The sequence below is a fragment of the Mesorhizobium sp. C089B genome, assembly GCF_030323125.1.
Classification (GTDB): domain Bacteria; phylum Pseudomonadota; class Alphaproteobacteria; order Rhizobiales; family Rhizobiaceae; genus Mesorhizobium.
In genome coordinates this window covers 4,701,509-4,719,394 of record NZ_CP100469.1, presented here as the reverse complement: position 1 = coordinate 4,719,394, position 17,886 = coordinate 4,701,509, and the positions used below count along the sequence as shown (strand labels likewise).

18 protein-coding genes and 1 pseudogene are annotated in these 17,886 nt (G+C 62.7%); 8 read left to right on the top strand and 11 right to left on the bottom strand.

Annotated elements, in window-relative coordinates; genetic code table 11:
• The first annotated feature begins 240 nt into the window (after positions 1 to 240).
• The 3 genes and pseudogenes from NLY44_RS23370 (at position 241) to yihA (ending at position 2,420) form a co-directional block, all read left to right on the top strand.
• A complete protein-coding gene (locus tag NLY44_RS23370) occupies positions 241 to 807 on the top strand; it encodes a fasciclin domain-containing protein (RefSeq protein ID WP_023805797.1) in 567 nt (188 codons plus the stop codon).
• Between the two features lie 319 nt (positions 808 to 1,126).
• Positions 1,127 to 1,764: pseudogene (locus NLY44_RS23365) on the top strand (CatB-related O-acetyltransferase).
• Positions 1,761 to 2,420 carry a ribosome biogenesis GTP-binding protein YihA/YsxC gene (gene yihA, locus NLY44_RS23360; RefSeq protein ID WP_023696022.1) on the top strand — a complete coding sequence of 220 codons (660 nt, stop codon included), beginning with the start codon at positions 1,761 to 1,763 and terminating at the stop codon, positions 2,418 to 2,420. The pseudogene NLY44_RS23365 and the gene yihA overlap by 4 nt, the downstream one beginning before the upstream one ends.
• A 66-nt stretch (positions 2,421 to 2,486) precedes the next feature.
• Here yihA and NLY44_RS23355 read toward each other — a convergent pair whose 3' ends face one another.
• Positions 2,487 to 3,230 carry a TetR/AcrR family transcriptional regulator gene (locus NLY44_RS23355; protein ID WP_023805799.1) on the bottom strand — a complete coding sequence of 248 codons (744 nt, stop codon included), beginning with the start codon at positions 3,228 to 3,230 and terminating at the stop codon, positions 2,487 to 2,489.
• A 146-nt stretch (positions 3,231 to 3,376) separates the two neighbouring features.
• Here NLY44_RS23355 and NLY44_RS23350 point away from each other — a divergent pair, with 146 nt between their 5' ends.
• Both NLY44_RS23350 and NLY44_RS23345 read left to right on the top strand, forming a co-directional pair.
• The gene (locus NLY44_RS23350) at positions 3,377 to 4,558 is read left to right on the top strand and encodes an HlyD family secretion protein (RefSeq protein WP_023728825.1); all 1,182 of its coding nucleotides are present in this window, start codon (positions 3,377 to 3,379) and stop codon (positions 4,556 to 4,558) included.
• Positions 4,559 to 4,579: 21 nt separating this feature from the next.
• A complete protein-coding gene (locus NLY44_RS23345; protein WP_023744900.1) occupies positions 4,580 to 6,175 on the top strand; it encodes a DHA2 family efflux MFS transporter permease subunit in 1,596 nt (531 codons plus the stop codon).
• A gap of 117 nt (positions 6,176 to 6,292) precedes the next feature.
• On the opposite strand, the gene NLY44_RS23340 is transcribed toward NLY44_RS23345, so the two are convergent.
• From NLY44_RS23340 to NLY44_RS23320, 5 genes are all read right to left on the bottom strand, one after another.
• The gene (locus NLY44_RS23340) at positions 6,293 to 7,840 is read right to left on the bottom strand and encodes an FAD-dependent monooxygenase (protein WP_050589216.1); all 1,548 of its coding nucleotides are present in this window, start codon (positions 7,838 to 7,840) and stop codon (positions 6,293 to 6,295) included.
• A 151-nt stretch (positions 7,841 to 7,991) separates the two neighbouring features.
• Complete coding sequence (msrB, locus tag NLY44_RS23335; RefSeq protein ID WP_023736961.1) at positions 7,992 to 8,492, bottom strand: peptide-methionine (R)-S-oxide reductase MsrB; 501 nt, start codon at positions 8,490 to 8,492, stop codon at positions 7,992 to 7,994.
• Positions 8,493 to 8,703: 211 nt separating this feature from the next.
• Positions 8,704 to 9,261: a fasciclin domain-containing protein gene (locus NLY44_RS23330; protein WP_023687459.1), complete on the bottom strand. Its 558-nt coding sequence runs from the start codon at positions 9,259 to 9,261 to the stop codon at positions 8,704 to 8,706.
• A 220-nt stretch (positions 9,262 to 9,481) separates the two neighbouring features.
• Complete coding sequence (locus NLY44_RS23325; protein ID WP_023805800.1) at positions 9,482 to 10,204, bottom strand: anti-sigma factor; 723 nt, start codon at positions 10,202 to 10,204, stop codon at positions 9,482 to 9,484.
• Positions 10,201 to 10,740: a sigma-70 family RNA polymerase sigma factor gene (locus tag NLY44_RS23320; RefSeq protein WP_023673234.1), complete on the bottom strand. Its 540-nt coding sequence runs from the start codon at positions 10,738 to 10,740 to the stop codon at positions 10,201 to 10,203. The genes NLY44_RS23325 and NLY44_RS23320 overlap by 4 nt, the downstream gene beginning before the upstream one ends.
• Before the next feature lie 303 nt (positions 10,741 to 11,043).
• Here NLY44_RS23320 and NLY44_RS23315 point away from each other — a divergent pair, with 303 nt between their 5' ends.
• The gene (locus tag NLY44_RS23315; RefSeq protein WP_023728820.1) at positions 11,044 to 11,313 is read left to right on the top strand and encodes a hypothetical protein; all 270 of its coding nucleotides are present in this window, start codon (positions 11,044 to 11,046) and stop codon (positions 11,311 to 11,313) included.
• A 100-nt stretch (positions 11,314 to 11,413) separates the two neighbouring features.
• The gene (gene argB, locus NLY44_RS23310) at positions 11,414 to 12,307 is read left to right on the top strand and encodes an acetylglutamate kinase (protein WP_013528489.1); all 894 of its coding nucleotides are present in this window, start codon (positions 11,414 to 11,416) and stop codon (positions 12,305 to 12,307) included.
• Positions 12,308 to 12,349: 42 nt separating this feature from the next.
• Here argB and NLY44_RS23305 read toward each other — a convergent pair whose 3' ends face one another.
• The 3 genes from NLY44_RS23305 to NLY44_RS23295 form a co-directional block, all read right to left on the bottom strand.
• A complete protein-coding gene (locus tag NLY44_RS23305; protein ID WP_023687463.1) occupies positions 12,350 to 12,748 on the bottom strand; it encodes a RidA family protein in 399 nt (132 codons plus the stop codon).
• Between the two features lie 112 nt (positions 12,749 to 12,860).
• Positions 12,861 to 14,408: a magnesium-protoporphyrin IX monomethyl ester anaerobic oxidative cyclase gene (gene bchE, locus NLY44_RS23300; protein WP_023703792.1), complete on the bottom strand. Its 1,548-nt coding sequence runs from the start codon at positions 14,406 to 14,408 to the stop codon at positions 12,861 to 12,863.
• Positions 14,409 to 14,519: 111 nt separating this feature from the next.
• A complete protein-coding gene (locus tag NLY44_RS23295) occupies positions 14,520 to 14,996 on the bottom strand; it encodes an Lrp/AsnC family transcriptional regulator (RefSeq protein WP_023728109.1) in 477 nt (158 codons plus the stop codon).
• A 139-nt stretch (positions 14,997 to 15,135) separates the two neighbouring features.
• On the opposite strand from NLY44_RS23295, the gene phhA reads away from it, so the two are divergent.
• Positions 15,136 to 15,972 carry a phenylalanine 4-monooxygenase gene (phhA, locus tag NLY44_RS23290; protein WP_023728818.1) on the top strand — a complete coding sequence of 279 codons (837 nt, stop codon included), beginning with the start codon at positions 15,136 to 15,138 and terminating at the stop codon, positions 15,970 to 15,972.
• Between the two features lie 196 nt (positions 15,973 to 16,168).
• Here the strand turns inward: phhA and NLY44_RS23285 are convergent, their stop codons facing one another.
• Positions 16,169 to 17,608 carry a GMC oxidoreductase gene (locus NLY44_RS23285; protein ID WP_023805801.1) on the bottom strand — a complete coding sequence of 480 codons (1,440 nt, stop codon included), beginning with the start codon at positions 17,606 to 17,608 and terminating at the stop codon, positions 16,169 to 16,171.
• Positions 17,605 to 17,775 carry a hypothetical protein gene (locus NLY44_RS23280; RefSeq protein WP_023805802.1) on the bottom strand — a complete coding sequence of 57 codons (171 nt, stop codon included), beginning with the start codon at positions 17,773 to 17,775 and terminating at the stop codon, positions 17,605 to 17,607. The genes NLY44_RS23285 and NLY44_RS23280 overlap by 4 nt, the downstream gene beginning before the upstream one ends.
• Between the last annotated feature and the right edge of the window lie 111 nt (positions 17,776 to 17,886).

The following is a 17,886-nucleotide window of genomic DNA, read 5'->3' as shown; positions in this document are numbered from 1 at the left end:
TGGCTGCTGCTTGTACCGCCAAGGCCGATCAACACCGATCAGCCCTAATCCGAAGACCGTTGTTTTTGATCCGTGACCCCGTCATGTCCATCGCGGGGATGCGGCGCGTGGAATGGGCATTCGCCTTTAAGTATTTGTTATCATTATCATTTTTTACTCTGCACCGAAACTTTCCCGCAATCGCCGCGTAACTCTTCCCGACAATCGAATCAACAATTGTCGCACCAGAAGGGTTCTCCAATGGCAAAGTCCATCCTCAAGGCATTATGCTTTTCCGTCGGCCTGGCTCTATCGGGCCTCGCAGCGACGACGGCCTATACGCACGCCAATCCCGCCGTTGGCGGCGCTGCGATGCTGACCTCCAAGAACATCGTCGAGAACGCCCTCAACTCGCCGATCCACAAGACGCTGGTTGCCGCCGTCAAGGCCGCCGGCCTGGTCGACACGCTGGAAAGCGCGGGACCCTTCACGGTGTTTGCGCCGACCGATTCCGCCTTCAAGAAACTTCCGGCCGGCACCGTCGCCACGCTGGTGAAGCCCGAAAACAAGGACAAGCTGACCAAGATCCTGACCGCCCATGTCGTGGCCGGCAAGATCTCGGCCAAGGAGATGATGACCAAGGCCAAGGCGATGGGCGGCAAGTATGAGATGAAGACCGTTAGCGGCGACACGCTGATCGCCGAGGTCAAGGGCGGCTCGCTCTACATCGTCGACGAGTCCGGCGGCGCCGCCAAGGTGACGGTCGCCGACGTCAACCAGTCGAACGGCGTCATCCACGTCGTCAACAAGGTGCTGTTGCCGAAGTAACGGCTTTACGCAACGGGGAATGACGGCGGGCTGCGACGGGCTTTCTCGGTCTGCCTTCCCCACCTCACGAGGAGGTGCCATTCTTTTGAAGCCGTCTTCGACACCACCGGGGTCCTGCTTGTCCTTCGCAGGGCCCCGTTTTTTTGGGTTTCAGGGCGCCTTAGCCGACGGCGGCGGTCGACCTGATCGTGATCTGCCGCGGCACGAACTGAACATCGAAGCCCAGCAGGGCTCGCTCATCGGGCGATTGGTGCTATAGGGCGGATCACGCCATCTAGAATGGCGGCTTTAATTTGCGCCACTCTCGACGGATCTCGCCATGGACGGACCCAACCCAGACATCAAACACCCGATCCCGATGCACACCCGCGTCGGCTTCCTCAAGCCCTGGTCACCGCACCGAATATCGAGATCGGCGAGTTCACCTACTATGACGATGCTGACGGACCGGACAAATTCGCCGAGCGATGCGTGCTGCATCATTATCCCTTCATCGGCGACAAGCTGATCATCGGCAAGTTCTGCGCCATCGCCGAGGGCGCGCGCTTCATCATGAACGGCGCCAACCATGCCATGTCCGGCTTTTCCACCTATCCGTTCAACATTTTCGGCCATGGCTGGGAGCAAGGCTTCGACCCGAAGACGTGGTCGCAGGAGCTGCGCGGCGACACGGTGGTCGGCAATGATGTATGGATCGGCATGGATGCGGTGATCATGCCCGGCGTGTCGGTCGGCAATGGCGCCATCGTGGCGGCGAAATCGGTGGTGACGCATGACGTGCCGGCCTATGCGATCGTCGCCGGCAATGCGGCAAAGGTGGTGAAGATGCGTTTCGACGACAGGACGGTGCGGCGGTTGCTGGCTGTGGCGTGGTGGAATTGGCCGGTGGACAAGATCGGCCGCAACCTCAACGCCATCCGGGGCGCCGATATTTCGAGGCTGGAGGCAGCAATTTGAACGCGCTGGGCAACACCGTCATCGGCACCGACCTGTTCACCAAGGGGTGGATCTTCATCCGCGGCGTGCCGGCGATGAAGTTCCTGCCGCCGGAGGGGCCGCCTGAGATCGCCTTTGCCGGCCGCTCCAATGTCGGCAAGTCGTCGCTGATCAATGCGCTCGTCGGCCATAACGGGCTGGCGCGCACCTCCAACACGCCGGGGCGCACGCAGGAGCTCAACTATTTCGTGCCGGGCGGGTTTTCCGGCGAAGGCACCGACCTGCCGCCAATGGCGCTGGTCGACATGCCGGGCTACGGCTATGCCAGCGCGCCGAAGGAAAAGGTGGACGATTGGACCAAGCTGGTCTTCGACTATCTCAAGGGCCGCGTGACGCTGAAGCGGGTCTATGTGCTGATCGATTCCCGGCATGGCATCAAAGCCAAGGACGACGAGGTGCTGTCACTGCTCGACAAGGCGGCGGTGTCCTACCAGATCGTGCTGACCAAGACCGACAAGATCAAGGCCGCCGGCGTGCCGCGGCTGATCGAAGAGACATTACTGAAGATCAAGAAGCGACCGGCGGCGTTTCCGTTCGTGCTCGCCACGTCGTCGGAAAAGGGCGAGGGTCTGGACGAACTGCGCGCGGCGATCGTGCTGGCGGCCAATGGCGGTTAAAAGCAACTCCGGGAAAAGTGTGAAGCGGTTTTCCGTCCGGAGTTGCGAAAAAAGACCTTTGGCTAACTAGGCCTTTGCCTTGGACTTCGCCTCGAGCGCGATCATCTGATGGCTTTCTTCCTCGGCAAGCTTTTCGGTGCCGTAGGACTTCAGGAACAGGCTGACGCCCGACCGCACGATGTGGTCGATTTCATCCTGGCTCGGCGCCTTGGTGCGGTAGGCGAAGATGCACTGGCGAAACAGGCCGGCGAGGCACAGTTCGGTGAATTGATAGGCGGCAAGATCGACATCATCGATCTTGAGCAGGCCGCGTTCGATGGCTGCATCGAGGAACTTGACCACCTTGTCGTGGCCGCGTTTGGGGCCACGTTCGTAAAACCGCGCGCCCATGTCCGGTATCCTGTCGGAGGCGCCGATCACGGTGCGTTGCGCCTGGATGACCTTGGCCGAGGTGATCTTCATCGACAGCACCTTGCCGAATTTCACCAGCGTCTGGCGCAGATCGTCGGCGCGGTCGAGCATGTCGTACATGTTCTTGAAGATGGTGCCGCGCTCTTCCTCGATCAGCGCCTCGAACAGCTCTTCCTTGTTGGCGAAGTAGACATAGATCGTGCCCTTGGAGACGCCGGCCTCGCGGGTAATGTCGTTCATCGACGCCGCTTCGAAGCCCTTGTCGATGAACACGCGCCGCGCGCCCTCAATGATCTGGCTGCGCTTGACCGGATCCTGGCCCGCCGCCGGGCGGCCGCGACGCGCACTATCCAGCACATCGCACCGATCATTTTCGACGTCGGGTAACGTGTCGGCCATTAAAGTCACACCTCGCGAAATAATTCGAACCGAGCGGTTCGATTGCTCTTGATATGGGCCCGCTTTAGCGCTATGTCAACGTTCGCATCGAACCGAACGGTTCAGTATAACACATTTTCCTTATGTAGCTACGGTAGCGAGATATCATGTCCTCGAACACGCCAACCACCGCCGAAGTCCGCCCCTTTCCCAACGCCAAGGTCTCGCCGGTTATCGAAGCGCCGGAAGCGCCCATCAAGCCTGCCGCCGAAGTTTTGGCCGAGGTGCCGGCCAAGAAGAAGCGGTCGGCTCGCTCGTTGATGCTGCCGATGATCGGCCTCGCTCTGCTCAGTGCCGGCGCCTGGTATGGCTATAATTACTGGACCGACGGCCGGTTCCTGATTTCGACCGACGATGCCTATGTCCAGGCCGACATGTCGTTCGTCTCGCCGAAGATTTCCGGCTATGTCGATCAAGTCAAGGTCTCGGAGAACCAGCAGGTCAAGGCTGGCGATCCGCTGCTGACGATCGATGACGGCGACTACAGAATAGCCGTTGCCCAGGCGGAGGCGCAGATCGCCACGCTGGCCAAGACGCTCGACCGTATCGACGCGCAGACCAAGGCGGCGCAAGCTTCGCTGCAACAGGCGCAGGCGCAGAAGGTCGCCGACCAGGCGGCAGCCGACAATGCCGCTCGCGCCCAGCAGCGCGCCGCGCAACTGGTCAAGACGCATGTCGGCACGCAGGCGCAACTGGACGATGCCCAGACCGCTCTCGATCAGGCCAATGCGGCCCTTGTCGGCGCCGACGCGCAGATTGCAGCCGCACAGGCCAATATCGGCGTGTTCGAAGCGCAGCGCGCCGAATCGGCCAGCACGCTGGCTTCGCTGCGGCTGAACCGCGACAAGGCCGCGCGCGATCTGTCCTTCACCGTGCTCAAGGCGCCTTATGACGGCGTCGTCGGCAACCGCTCGGTCGAGCAGGGCGACCTCGTCAGCCCCGGCCAGAAGCTCGCCGTCGTGGTGCCGCTGGACAAGCTCTACATCGTTGCCAACTTCAAGGAGACGCAGCTGGCCAAGCTGGTGCCCGGCGAGAAGGTTCGGGTCTCGGTCGACGCCACGGACGGCCATGATTTCGAAGGCACGGTGTCGTCGCTGGCGCCGGCTTCGGGTGCCGTGTTCTCGCTCCTGCCGCCGGAAAATGCCACCGGCAACTTCACCAAGGTGGTGCAGCGCATCCCGGTTCGCATCGACGTCCCGGCCGATGTGCTGAAGGCAGGCAGGCTGCGCGCCGGCCTGAGCGTCGTTGTCGCCGTCGACAGCCGCACGGCTCCGGCCGCGGCGAACTGAGCGAAAGCCGGGAGCAACGCCATGGCAACCGCAACCATAACAGCAGGAGCGGCGCCGGCCATGCCAGCGGTGCCGACGACCATCTCGACGCGCCGCCTCATCGCCTTCCTGGCGATGGTGTTCGGCATGTTCATGGCGATCCTCGACATCCAGATCGTCTCAGCCTCGCTGGCCGAGATCCAGGCCGGCCTCAGCGCCAGTTCCGACGAAATCCCATGGGTGCAGACCGCCTATCTGATCGCCGAAGTGGTGATGATCCCGCTGTCGGGCTTCCTCAGCCGGATGCTGTCGACGCGCGTGCTGTTTGCAGGCGCCGCGGCCGGCTTCACGGCGGCCAGCGCGCTGGCCGCGACCGCCACCAACATCGACCAGATGATCGTCTACCGAGCCATCCAGGGCTTTATCGGCGGCGGCATGATCCCGAGCGTTTTCGCCGCCGCCTTCACCATCTTCCCGCCGTCGCGCCGCGCCATGGTGTCGCCGATGATCGGCCTGGTGGCGACGCTGGCGCCGACCATCGGCCCGACCGTCGGCGGCTATATCAGCCATGCCATGTCGTGGCACTGGCTGTTCCTCATCAATGTCATTCCAGGCATTCTGGTGACGGTCACGACCTGGACCCTGATCGATTTCGACAAGCCCAATCTCGGCCTGTTCAGCAAGTTCGACTGGTGGGGCCTTGCCGGCATGGCGGCGTTTCTCGGCTGCATGGAATATGTGCTCGAGGAAGGTCCGAACCATGACTGGCTGCAGGAACAGGCCGTGTTCATCTGCGCCATCATCATGGTTGTCGGTGCGGCGCTGTTCTTCTGGCGTGCCTTCACCGCCGAGGAGCCGATCGTCGATCTCAGGGCCTTCACCAACGTCAATTTCGCCTTCGGTTCGCTGTTCTCCTTCGTCATCGGCATCGGCCTGTACGGTCTGACCTATCTCTACCCGGTGTTCCTCGGGCGCATCCGCGGCTACGATTCCATGATGATCGGCGAAGCCTTGTTCGTCAGCGGCCTGGCGATGTTCGTCACTGCGCCGATTTCCGGCATCCTGTCGAGCAAGATGGATTTGCGCATCATGATGATGATCGGGCTGTTCGGCTTCGCTGCCGGCACATGGTGGATGACGCATCTGACCGCCGACTGGGATTTCTGGGAATTGCTGATCCCGCAGATCCTGCGCGGCAGCTCGATGATGCTGTGCATGGTGCCGATCAACAACATTGCGCTCGGCACCTTGCCGCCGGACCGGCTGAAGAACGCGTCGGGCCTGTTCAACCTGACCCGCAACCTCGGCGGTGCGGTCGGCCTTGCCGTCATCAACACCGTGCTGATCGATCGCAGCGCCTTCCACTACGCCAGGCTGGCCGAGCATGTGGAATGGGGCAGTGCGGCGGCGCAGACCAAGCTGCAGAACATGACGCTCGACTTCCAGCAGACTCCCGGCCTCGACGCCACCAAGGCGGCGATCTCCAAACTGTCGGGCATGGTCCAGCAGCAGGCGTCGCTGCTGTCGTTCATGGATGTGTTCACCATGCTGACCGTGCTGTTCGCGACCATGGCGGTCTTCACCCTGGTCATCGCCAAGCCGGCGCCGCCCGCGGGCAGCGGCGGCGGAGGCCATTGAGCGCGCCGGACCCCCCGCCTGGCGCGCTCATGTGTGACCCCGGAAATCACCCCCGATTTCCGGGGTCACGCTTAAGCATCGATCGTTGTCAAGCTCCTTGGTCGAACACCCGGCGCGCTATGCTGCGGCAGGCGGCCCAAACCATTTGGTCAGCGAGTCGGTTAGCCCGGCTGCTTCAGGGCCGCCGACCCAGGCCACATAACCGTCAGGCCGGACCAGCACTGCGCGTGGGGCTTCGACTGCCCCCAGCACCGGAAGCTCCCATGCGCCATCGTAGCTGGCGTCGACCAGCTGAATCCGCTCCACCCACTGGCCGATACCAAAAGCGCCGGGCTCACCAAGATTAAGCAGCAGCGGCCGAGCGTCATGCAGCAGGGCGAAAACCGGCAGTGGACCGGCAGCGGTGACGAGGTCGAGATCCGGCATGCGACGCCCCAGCAGCGGATGCCCCTCGCCAAGATCGTAGTGGATGTCCAGGCCGGACAACATGCCGGCAAAACGCTTGCGCGGCTCTTCCATGCCGAGAAGTTCCGACACTGTATCGCGCAGCGCCTTGGTGCGCTCGTCTTCGCGACGGAGCACGACCGACGCCATGGTGTTTTTCATCACACGCGCGGCAATCGGGTGGCGCTCTGCCTGGTAGCTGTCGAGCAGGCTTTCGGGCGCAGTTTTCCTGACCACCTGGGCGAGCTTCCAGCCCAGATTGACCGCGTCCTGCACGCCGGTCTGCAGCCCCTGTCCACCGTCCGGTGGATGCACGTGCGCGGCGTCGCCTGCCAGCAGCACCCGCCCCTTGCGGTATGAGGCTGCCTGCCGGGTCATGTCGGTGAAGCGGGCCAGCGATGTTGGATTGTGGACGCCGTAATCGGTGCCGTAGACGGCAATGAGCGCCTCGCTGAGCTCATGCAATGTGGGCACGCCGCCGGCCCCGACCTCGCGTTCGGTCACCAGCACCCGCACCGTACCGTCTTCCAGTCTGCTGAGGCCGTGAATTCCGATGGCATCGCGGTGGATACCCCATTGCGGCTCTTCTGTTACCTCGATCTCGGCGATCAAATTGCTGGTTGTCGGCTCGGAACCGGGGAACTCTATGCCCCCCGCCTTGCGCACGAGGCTTCTGCCGCCGTCGCAGCCGACAAGATAATCGGCACGAAGCGACCCGCCATCTGTCAGCGCGACATCGACGCCGCCTGCATCCTGCACGAAGCCTGTCACCTCGCGGCCACGGTAGACCGTGACGCCAAGTTCATCGACCCAGCAGGCAAGGATGCGCTCGATGTGCTTTTGCCACAGCGCCAGCCCGTAATTGTGGCGGGTGGGGAAGTCGCTGATATCAAGCGAAACGCCGGCGAAACCCGCGACCTGGGCGGTCTGGCCTTGCGACAGGAACCGATCGGCAATGCCGCGCTGGTCGAAGATCTCGATGGTGCGCGAATGCAGGCCGCCGGAGCGCACGCCCGCGAGATCCTGGTTCTCGCGCCGCTCGACGATGGCGACATCGATGCCGGCCAGGGACAGTTCGCCGGCCAGCATCAACCCGGTCGGGCCGCCGCCGGCGATCACCACTTGATGGGAGATACGCGGCCGGTCCGCATCAACACCGCCGGTCGATTTGGCGGTCGATCTGCGCTCGCTAGCGCGAGCCCGTGCTTTGGTTCGTTGCATAGGTTCTGGCCCTCTCGTTAGGGCTGCGGAATCTACGCATAAAAAGCCGTCTGCCAATTCTTGAAGTTGACTGTTTTCGCTCCATTTCAAGAGATAGGAGGCGGTCGTCACGCCGGCGCCAAATCCCCACCCCGCTAAAGACGCCGAACGGTCAGGCAGTGGCCGGCTTGAAGCTGAGCGCAACGCCGTTGATGCAGTGGCGCAGGCCGGTGGGTGCGGGACCGTCATCGAAGACATGGCCGAGATGACCGCCGCAGCGGCGGCAATGAACCTCGGTGCGGGTCATGCCCAGAGAACGATCCGTGGTCTTGCCGACGCTGTTGGCGATCTCCTGCCAGAAGCTCGGCCATCCGGTACCGGAATCGAACTTGGTCTCCCAGGAATAGACCGGCAGGTCGCAGCCGGCGCAGGCGAAAATGCCTTTGCGGTGCTCGTTGAGCAGCGGGCTGGTGCCGGGATATTCGGTGCCTTCCTTGCGCAGCACATTGAAGGCTTCATCCGACAGGATGGCGTGCCACTCGGCGTCGGTCTTGGTGACCTCGAAGGTTTCGGCAGCTCTGGCGGACTGGGTTCCGCCCAAGCGTAGCGTTGCCAAGGCGCCGGCGACGGCCGCAAAGGCGACGCCACTCAAAAGCAAGTCGCGACGGTTCATGACGGAAATCCTCCTGCGGATCATTTTGCCAGATTTGGCCGCCACTCGAAAATCAAAAGCCGGTGACGGTTGCCCTGCAAACCGAACGCTCCAAGCCGGCTCCGCGTTTTGTGGCGGACGGCGTGGAGCGCTCGGAAGATTGCGCGGCCCGCGAAGGGGGAGCCGCGCAATCAGAGAGCTTACCGCCTGTTCGTCGGCGGCAGGGGCTTTGTTACATCTTCGGCAGCAGGACCTTGTCGATGACGTGGATGACGCCGTTCGACTGCTCGACATCGGCGATCGTGACATTGGCGACATTGCCGTTCTCGTCGGCTACGGTGACCTTGCCGCCATCGGCCTTGAGCGACAGCTCGCAGCCGCCGACCGTCTTGACCTTGTGGGTGCCGCCATCGGCCTTGGCCATCGAGGCGACATCGGCGCCCATCGCCTTGGCGCCGATGACATGGCAGGTCAGGATCTTGGTGAGCTTGTCCTTGTTCTCGGGCTTGAGCAGCGACTCGACCGTGCCAGCCGGAAGCGCGGCGAAGGCCTCATTGGTCGGCGCGAAGACGGTGAACGGGCCGGCGCCCTGCAGTGTCTCGACCAGGCCGGCAGCCTTGACGGCGGCGACCAGTGTCGTGTGATCCTTCGAATTGACGGCGTTCTCGACGATGTTCTTGTTGGCGTACATGGCGGCGCCGCCAACCATCGGATTCTCGGCATAGGCGATTGTGGCGAGGGCGGAGACGGCAATGGTACCGGCGAGCAAAAGGGTGGCGATTCTACGCATAGTGTTCGAACTCCTCGGGGTTATTGTTTCCTCTTTCGGAACAGAGGAGATACGAAATAGACCTGCCTGAGTTTCCGCGCGCCGGGAAAAATTTCCTTTATTTTGTCGGCGAATTAATCTCCCAGATCGAACCTCTAATCTCCAGCAGCGTATCCAAAACGAAAACAGCGGAAGATGTACTTCCGCTGTCTTCATTGTCACGTCATGGTTTTACGATCTATCAGATGCCCTTCAGGTCGCCCGCGGCAACGACCGGTCCGGTCGGCTGTCCCGTCGTCGAACCGCCCGTCGGCTCGACGCTGACAGCAAGCACGGCGCCTTGCGCCAGCTTCTGCTGCACGGCCGGGGTAACCGGGATATGGGCGACCTGGCCGGCGGGGATGAGGCCCATCGAGACCGGAGCATTCTTGCCTTCGATCATCCACAGTTCGAAGTCCTTGCCGGCGGCGCGTTCGCCCGAAACCAGCGACAGGCCGACATCGCGGCGGGAAGCGTCGTAGACGACAAGGTATTTGACATCGCTGCCTTCGGCAGCCAGCGAGGCGACGAGGCGCTCCTGCGGCACGACGACCGGCGACCTGACGTAAGGCACGGCGACATAGAGCACCAGGGCCGCGAGAGCCGCTGCGGTGAGGCCGCGCCAGAAGCTAAGGCTGGACCACAGGCTGCCGCTCGGGGCCGTCGTCGACGCCGCGGTGGAGGAGAACAGCCGGCGATCGATAGCCGGCTTGATGGTGGCCGGCGGCTCTACCTCAGCATAAGCGGCAGCCATCGGCGAGAGGTTTACTTCCCAGGAATCGACGAGACGGGCAAAGCCGGTCTCCGCGTCGATGCGTCCGGAGGCTATCTGGCGCTCATCCGCCGGCAGCACGCCGAGAACGTATTCGGCTGCGAGCAGGTCGTCGCCTCCACGTTCCGGTCCATTTTCTTCTGCCAGGGTCATCTTTCCAGACATTCTCTAAGTTTCAACAGGCTGCGGCGCAGCCATGTCCGCATCGTGTTGAGCGGAACCTTGTGACGTTCCGCGAGCTCGGCGTAACTTTCGCCGTTCAAATAAGCACCCCGAACGGCTTGCGCCCGGTCTTGTTCCAACTCTTCAAGGCACTGATAGATGCGCTCGGATTCACCGCCCGCAACAACCATAGCCTCTGGCCCCGGACCGGGGTCAGCCACGTCGAGCGCGGCATCGATATCGGCAGCGGGCTTGCGTCGCGACCGGATGCGATCAATCGCATGATTGCGTGCTATGGCCACCAGCCAGGAGATTGGGCTTAGATCGGAAACAGCGAAACGGTCCGCCTTCGTCCACACTTTGACGAAGACCTCTTGCAGCGCTTCTTCCGCATCTCCGCGATCCTTCAATACACGAAGGCACACGCCGAAAAGTTTCGCACTGGTTTGCCGGTAAAGCAGATCGAACGCAGTCCGATCCTTCATCGAGGTCCGGACAATCAGGGTGGAGATATCCTGCGGCGTCATACGGACAAGCTAAGCGATCACGATTTATTTGCAAAGGCAGAAATCTTGTTGTCCACGCAATCGATGTCCGCGCCCGATCGCCAGTAATCGCCGGTCGGTTGCCAAGGAAATCGGCTGTCGTTAGCCTCCCGCAGATAGGGGAACAGCAATGTCGGCCGAACGGATGCTGTGGGAGAACGATGCGACCGGCTTGGCAGAGCTGTTGCACAGAGGCGAGATCTCTCCGCCAGACCTTGTCGATGCTGCGATCGCGCGCGCCGAGGCAACCCGATCATTGCGCATCCGCCGCTTGCCTGAGGCGCCATGGACCCGAAGGGGGCCGACGAGCTCATCGAAAACCTGCTCGACAAATTGCATTTGACCCGTCTCTTGGAGATCAGATCCTTGTTTGGGCAATTGATGGACAAGAGCCTGTGGTTCACCACTGGCCGGCGATCCAGAATGGCCTGCCGCTTGGCATCCAGGCCGTCGGCCGCCCCGGCGACGAGCAGGACGCTTTTGTCGCTTGCCGCGCAGATGGAGAAGGTTTCCGGGTGGCTGACGCGGCGGGCGCCGCTCAAGGTGCCGGCCTGATCCGGCAGATTTCATCATCGTGATAGCAAAGCTGTTTGCGGCCTGGGCCAATTCCCGCTAAGACGCCGCCGTCCTTACCCGCATCCAGGGAACCATGCCGATGACGGAGATCACCGCCACCGCCGAAATGCAGGCCGCCCTGCTCTCGCGGGCCCTGCCCTATATGCAGCGCTACGAGCACAAGACGGTGGTGGTGAAATATGGCGGTCATGCCATGGGCGATATCGAGCTCGGCAAGGCTTTCGCCCGTGACATCGCGCTGCTGAAGCAGTCCGGCGTCAACCCGATCGTCGTCCATGGCGGCGGGCCGCAGATCGGCGCCATGCTGGCCAAGATGGGCATCGAATCCAAGTTCGAAGGCGGGCTGCGCGTCACGGACCAGAAGACGGTCGAGATCGTCGAGATGGTGCTGGCCGGTTCGATAAACAAGGAGATCGTCGCGCTGATCAACGCCGAGGGCGAATGGGCGATCGGCCTGTGCGGCAAGGACGGCAACATGGTGTTCGCCGAAAAGGCGCGCAAGACCATGATCGACCCGGACTCCAACATCGAGCGTGTGCTCGATCTCGGTTTCGTCGGCGAGCCGGTCGAGGTCGACCGCACCCTACTCGACCTGCTGGCACGCTCGGAAATGATCCCGGTGCTGGCGCCGGTGGCGCCGGGCCGCGACGGCCACACGTACAACATCAATGCCGACACCTTTGCCGGCGCCATCGCCGGCGCCTGCCAGGCGACGCGCCTTTTGTTCCTGACCGACGTGCCCGGCGTGCTCGACAAGAACAAGAAGCTGATCGACGAACTGACAGTGGCCGAAGCCAAGGCGCTGATCAAGGACGGCACGGTGTCGGGCGGCATGATCCCCAAGGTCGAGACCTGCATCGAGGCGATCGAGCGCGGCGTCGAAGGCGTCGTCATCCTCAACGGCAAGACGCCGCATGCGGTGCTTCTGGAACTGTTCACCGAACACGGCGCCGGCACGCTAATCGTGCCCTGATCGGCAACTGGCTTGGCGGCCAGTTGGTCGGCTGGCCAGCCCTTAGGCAGGCTGGGGCAGGCGCGCGATGACCTTTATCTCGAAGTCGAAGCCGGCTAACCAGTTGACGCCGACCGCCGTCCAATTGGTGTAGGGCGGTTCACCGAACACCTTCAGCCGAACGGCATCGATCACGGGCCATTGCGTTGCCGGATCGGTGTGAAAGGTGGTCACGTCGACTATATCGTCGAACGTGGCGCCCGCTGCTTTCAGCACTGCCGCGAGATTGTCGAAGGCAAGCTGGACCTGCTTTTCGAAGACAGGTTCGGGCGACCCGTCCTCGCGGCTGCCGACCTGGCCCGAGACAAACAAAAGATCGCCCGATCGGATTGCAGCAGAATAGCGATTGATCTCGTAGAGAGCCTGCCTGCCGGCAGGAAAGATCGCGTCACGTTTGGTCATTTTCACTCCATTGTCCGGGGCACTCACATACGTCCCGTATGCATGAGGTGGGTACATACGCCGCGTATGTCAATACGCATACGGTACGTATCTATGAATGGCAGCGAGCCGGTCAGGTGCCGGCCGAGATCGCGACAGCCGCTTCGGCCGGCTTGAGCGGCGGGCGCATGACGACCATGGATTCCTCATCGGCATCCTGCGGCGCGCCCCAGAACTCAGCCAGCGTCGGACCATCCTTGAGGCGGCGGTCGCGGGCCAGGAAACCCCAGACCTCGCGGAACCACACGCGGCGGCCCATTTGGGTGTACCAGCGCATCGAATGGCGCTGTTCGGGATCGGGGTGGAAGAGAATGCGCGCCAGCGCCTTCGGCCGCGACTGCACCGCGACCTCGATCAGCTTGACCGAGAAGAACAGCATCCACGGTTTCAGCCGGGTCATCTGCAGCACCTGGTGCTTGTAGTCCCACAGCCGGGCATCCGTCTGGATCACCTTGCGGTCCTTGGCGATGCGGAAGAACGGCGTCCAGCGGTGCGGCGTGACATAGAGCGCCTGGATCTGGTCGGGGTCGTAGGCAAGCAGCTGGCGAAAGCCGCGCCACAGATCGCGAAAGGTCTCATCCTCGAACCCCGCCACCCAGGTCGCCATGGACAGTATGCCATGCTGGCGGAGCAGCCGGATCGCCTCGCGGTCGGATGAGGTGCTGCCGCCCTTGCGGATCAGTTGAAGCGTCTGCTGGTCGGTGTTTTCCATGCCGAGCAGCCAGCGGATGACGCCGGCCTTGCGATAGAGGTGCAGGATGTCGGCATCGCGCACGATGTCGTCGGCCCGGGTCGAGCCGACGATCAGCACCGGCACGTTCTCGGCGATCAGCGCATCGAGAAAGGCGCGCCAAACCTTCTTCGATACGGTCGGGTTTTCGTCGGCGAGGTTGATCAGTTCGACGCCGTGCTGGCGGTGCAGCCAGGCAATCTCCTGCGCAAATTTTTTGGGGTCGCGGTGCCGCCAGCGGGTCCAGAAACCGCGCTGGCCGCAATAGTTGCACAGATGCGGACAGCCCCGCGAAAACTGCATGACCACGGCGCGCTTGCCGCCCCAATAGCTGTAGCGGCGGTGATCGATCAGCTCCCAGCCGACGCGGTACTCGTCCAGATTGGCAGTGGTCCCGGCCGGCCGCGTCGCGAAGGGGCGGCCGAGATCGTCGCGATAGGCGATACCCGCGACATCGCCCAGCGGCCGGCGATTGTCCAGTGCCACGACCAGGGCAAGGATGGTTGCCTCGCCCTCGCCGCGCACGATGAAGTCGAAGACATCGCTCGCCGCCAATATGTCGCGCCAGTGATAGGTCGGGAACACGCCGCCATAGATCACCAGCGTCGCCGGCTCGAGCGCCTTGACCATGCGGGCGATCGCGAGCGCGGTGGGATGCGCCGAGGTCGAGCCGGAGTGGCCGATCAGGATGCAATCGGGCTGGCCGCTGAGCGCATCGCGCACCAGAGTTTCCAACGGCATCGGCCCGAATTCGGCATCGACCAGCCGGACTTTATGGCCGGCGTCGATAAGCGGGCCGCCCAGTGCCAGCAGGCCGAGCGGTGGCAGATGGTCATCGGGCACGCGGCTGCCGATGGCGGTGTGCGGCGGATTGATCAGCACGATGTTCATGACGGACCTTTGAGCGACGGTCCGCATGGCGTAGCCGGCGTTTCAGTTTCGCATTTGGGCTCCGTTCAGCAGTTTGCGTGCAGCTTTTCCGCAGAAATGGCGGTGCGTGTCCTACCGCCTGAGGTGGGCGAGCGGCACGTGGCCCGGGCCCTTGATGTTCTGCAGCACCAGCTGGGTGTGAACGTCGCGCACGCCGGCAAGGCGCATCAGGCGGTGCATGACGAAGGCGTTGAGTTCGTCGACCGACGGCACCATGACGTGCAGCAGGAAATCGTGGTCGCCGGTCATCGTCCAGCATGACGACACTTCATCCATGCGTTGCACGGCGGCGATGAAGGTTTCGGGCGAACCGTCGCTGTGGCTGGTGAGCCGCACCTGGATGAACACCTCGACCATCAGGCCGACGCCGCGGCGGTTGAGCACGGCGGCAAAGCCCTTGATGATGCCGGCCTCCTGCAGCGCCTCGAAGCGGCGGGCGCAAGGCGTCGTCGACAGGCCGATCTCCTGCGCCAGTTCGGACACGGGCTTGCGTCCATCGCGCTGAAGCACATCCAGCATCTTGATCTCGAAATCGTCGAACTGAGGCATTTTCACTCTCTTTCAGCTTCTGCTTGGTGATTTTTACCTCAAATCATGGACCCAAGCCATCATCAAAGCTGAATTGCCTCGCCGGCCGCCGCTAGACTCTGCGGACATATTCAAGTGTCACGATCAGGGGAGAAGAACCATGACGACGATGAGCGTTGCCGAATATGCCCGTGATTGCGCGGCGCAAGGCCTGCGTGGCGACTATTCAGTGTGCCGTTCCGACTTCACCGTGGCGCAGGGCTACAACTACATCGCCGACGAACAGGCGGTGTGGCGCACGTTGTGCGACCGGCAGACCAAGCTGACGCAGAAGCTGGCGCACCATTCCTATCTCGATGGGATCGCCGCGCTCGGCCTGCTCGACGAGATCCCGGATTTCGGCGCGGTCTCAGACAAGCTGCGCAAGCTGACCGGCTGGGAAATCGTCGCCGTGCCTGGCCTCATCCCGGCCGCGCCCTTCTTCGACCATCTCGCCAACCGGCGCTTTCCGGTGACCAACTGGCTGCGCACCAAGGACGAGCTCGACTACATCGTCGAACCCGACATGTTCCACGACTTCTTCGGCCATGTGCCCATCCTGACGCAGCCGGTGTTTGCCGACTTCATGCAGATGTATGGCGAAAAAGCCGAGAGCGTGATTGCGCTGGGCGGTGACGAGATGATCACCCGGCTCTACTGGTACACCGCCGAATACGGGCTGATACAGGAGGCGGGCCAGAAGCTGAAAGCTTTCGGCGCCGGGCTGATGTCGTCGTTCACCGAATTGCAGTTCGCCGTCGCGAGCCCGGACGCGCACCACGTGCCCTTCGACCTCGAAACGGTGATGCGCACCGGCTACGAGATCGACAAGTTCCAGCGCGCCTATTTCGTGCTGCCCTCTTTCGACGTGTTGCGCGATGCGTTCCGGACCGCCGATTTCAAGGCGATTGTTGCCCGTCGCAAGGGGCAGCCGGCCCTGGATCCAGCGACGGTTTAGCAAATCCTGAAGGGTTTGCGCGGCACCTATCCCCACCCTTAATCCCTCCCCACAAGGGGGAGGGAGATCTCGTTGGCGCTGATTCCGAGGGTTTCGACACCAAGGCATGGGTAGCGCCGGCAGCAATCCTGTCGCGCCCTTCGCTTTTTTGACAATCAGACGGTGATGACTTCGTCACACCGGGGGGATGACTTCATCACACCGTGATTACTTTGGTCAGATGGTCGCCTAGCCGGCAGGCCAGCGCTGTGATCGTCGTCGTTGGGTTGCATTCGCCCGACGTGCAGAATACCGAGGAACCACCGACATAGAGATTGTCCATGCCGTGCACCTTGCAGTTGGCGTCGACCACGCTTTTGCTCACATCGGTGCCCATGCGCGTGCCGCCCATGTGGTGGTGGCCGGCCAGTTCCTCATCCGTCGGGTAGTCCTCGCCATTGGTCAGCCAGTCCATGATGCGGACGCGGCCGAGGTCCTTCTCGATCAGCGTCGTTCCGAACAGCTTGAGCCCCTCGAGGATGGTGCGGCGCTCCAACGGCGACTTCTTCCAGTGCAGCTCGATGCGCGGCACGCCGGCACGGTCGACATCGGTCTTCGACAATTCGATATGGTTCGAGGCCAGCGGCGCCTGTTCCCAGGCGACGTAGAGCTGGGCGGCGCAGCGCAGGTTCTGGCTGAGCTGGTAGGCGACCCATTCGGCGGCCTCGGGCGCGGTGCAGGCAAGGTCGGCAATCAGGCTCTTGACGCCGGCATAGGGCGTCTCGATCAGGCGTATGCCGAAATTCATGATCTGCAGCCGCTCCATGGCGGCGAGCGTCGGCGAGAAGAACGCCTCGTTGACGGCATCGACCTCGAACTCGCTGTAATCGGCCAGGATGGCATTGCCGCCCTCGAAGGTCGGGTGCTCCATCCAGTAGCGGCCAAGTGCCGTGGCGTTCGGCACCACGCCGCCATTCGAGCGCTGGTTCGACCATAGAAGCAGCCGCGAATTCTCCAGCCCGCCGGCGCAGACGATGAAATAATCGGCGCTGAAGGCGCCGGCATCCTTGCCGTTCGACCACAGCCTGGCGCCGGTCACTCGTTTGCCGTCCCCGGCAAGTTCGGTGGCATAGGTGTTGAGCACGAGCGCTATGTTCTTGCTCTTGTCGAGCTCGTCGGAGAATTTCTCGCCAAAGCGCACGGCCGGGCTCTTGATCAGCTGCACCCAGCGTATGTCGTCTGAAATCGGCACATCGGGCTTGAAGTCGGGAAGCTCGAGTATGTCGTGCAGCTCGGACAGATAGGGCTCGATGTCGGTCCGGGCGATTGGCCAGCCGGTGTCCGGCGCCCATGCCTTGGGCTCAAAGTCCTGCTTGTCGAGCACGCGGCACCAGCCGGCCCAGTGGTTCGACGACCCGCCCATGAAGCGCAGCCGGGTGATGTCGAGATCGAAATATTGATCGCCGACCGTGGAGCCGCGGTAGAAATCCTGCGACTCGTCGCTGAATTCGCGTGCGCCGGCCTCCAGCACCACGACCGGAATGCCGGCGGCGCCGAGCTTTCTGGCAATGGTGGTGCCGGCCGGCCCGGAGCCGAGAATGCAGACCTTGGGCTTGAAATCCGAGGCTCGAAACGCCTCATAGCTGTCGAAGATCATGCCAGGTCGCTCCGCTTCAGGATCCAGCCATTGACCACGACGATCACGTCGGGATCGGCCGGGGGGCGGTCGCTGTCAGGCTGCTTGCGAAAAAGCTGTAGCGCCGGCATCGCAATCAGCGCCTGCACGATGGTGCGGCGCGATATTTTCCTGATGAAGAAACTCATGACACGTCTCTGGATGGGGGCTTCGATCCACGCATGGCGTTCCCTGAACGGCACAGGTACCGGCCAGACATGCCATTCCCGTGCCAAGCCTTGCCTGTAAACGAGTTACAA

Coding starts and splice junctions, on each gene's coding strand:
- NLY44_RS23355 (WP_023805799.1), bottom strand. CDS start 3,230: ATGGCCGACACGTTACCCGACGTCGAAAATGATCGGTGCGATGTGCTG.
- phhA (WP_023728818.1), top strand. CDS start 15,136: ATGACGACGATGAGCGTTGCCGAATATGCCCGTGATTGCGCGGCGCAA.
- NLY44_RS23350 (WP_023728825.1), top strand. CDS start 3,377: ATGTCCTCGAACACGCCAACCACCGCCGAAGTCCGCCCCTTTCCCAAC.
- NLY44_RS23330 (WP_023687459.1), bottom strand. CDS start 9,261: ATGCGTAGAATCGCCACCCTTTTGCTCGCCGGTACCATTGCCGTCTCC.
- NLY44_RS23315 (WP_023728820.1), top strand. CDS start 11,044: ATGGACCCGAAGGGGGCCGACGAGCTCATCGAAAACCTGCTCGACAAA.
- NLY44_RS23370 (WP_023805797.1), top strand. CDS start 241: ATGGCAAAGTCCATCCTCAAGGCATTATGCTTTTCCGTCGGCCTGGCT.
- NLY44_RS23305 (WP_023687463.1), bottom strand. CDS start 12,748: ATGACCAAACGTGACGCGATCTTTCCTGCCGGCAGGCAGGCTCTCTAC.
- NLY44_RS23280 (WP_023805802.1), bottom strand. CDS start 17,775: ATGAGTTTCTTCATCAGGAAAATATCGCGCCGCACCATCGTGCAGGCG.
- argB (WP_013528489.1), top strand. CDS start 11,414: ATGACGGAGATCACCGCCACCGCCGAAATGCAGGCCGCCCTGCTCTCG.
- NLY44_RS23325 (WP_023805800.1), bottom strand. CDS start 10,204: ATGACCCTGGCAGAAGAAAATGGACCGGAACGTGGAGGCGACGACCTG.
- NLY44_RS23320 (WP_023673234.1), bottom strand. CDS start 10,740: ATGACGCCGCAGGATATCTCCACCCTGATTGTCCGGACCTCGATGAAG.
- msrB (WP_023736961.1), bottom strand. CDS start 8,492: ATGAACCGTCGCGACTTGCTTTTGAGTGGCGTCGCCTTTGCGGCCGTC.
- NLY44_RS23340 (WP_050589216.1), bottom strand. CDS start 7,840: ATGCAACGAACCAAAGCACGGGCTCGCGCTAGCGAGCGCAGATCGACC.
- bchE (WP_023703792.1), bottom strand. CDS start 14,408: ATGAACATCGTGCTGATCAATCCGCCGCACACCGCCATCGGCAGCCGC.
- NLY44_RS23285 (WP_023805801.1), bottom strand. CDS start 17,608: ATGATCTTCGACAGCTATGAGGCGTTTCGAGCCTCGGATTTCAAGCCC.
- NLY44_RS23295 (WP_023728109.1), bottom strand. CDS start 14,996: ATGCCTCAGTTCGACGATTTCGAGATCAAGATGCTGGATGTGCTTCAG.
- NLY44_RS23345 (WP_023744900.1), top strand. CDS start 4,580: ATGGCAACCGCAACCATAACAGCAGGAGCGGCGCCGGCCATGCCAGCG.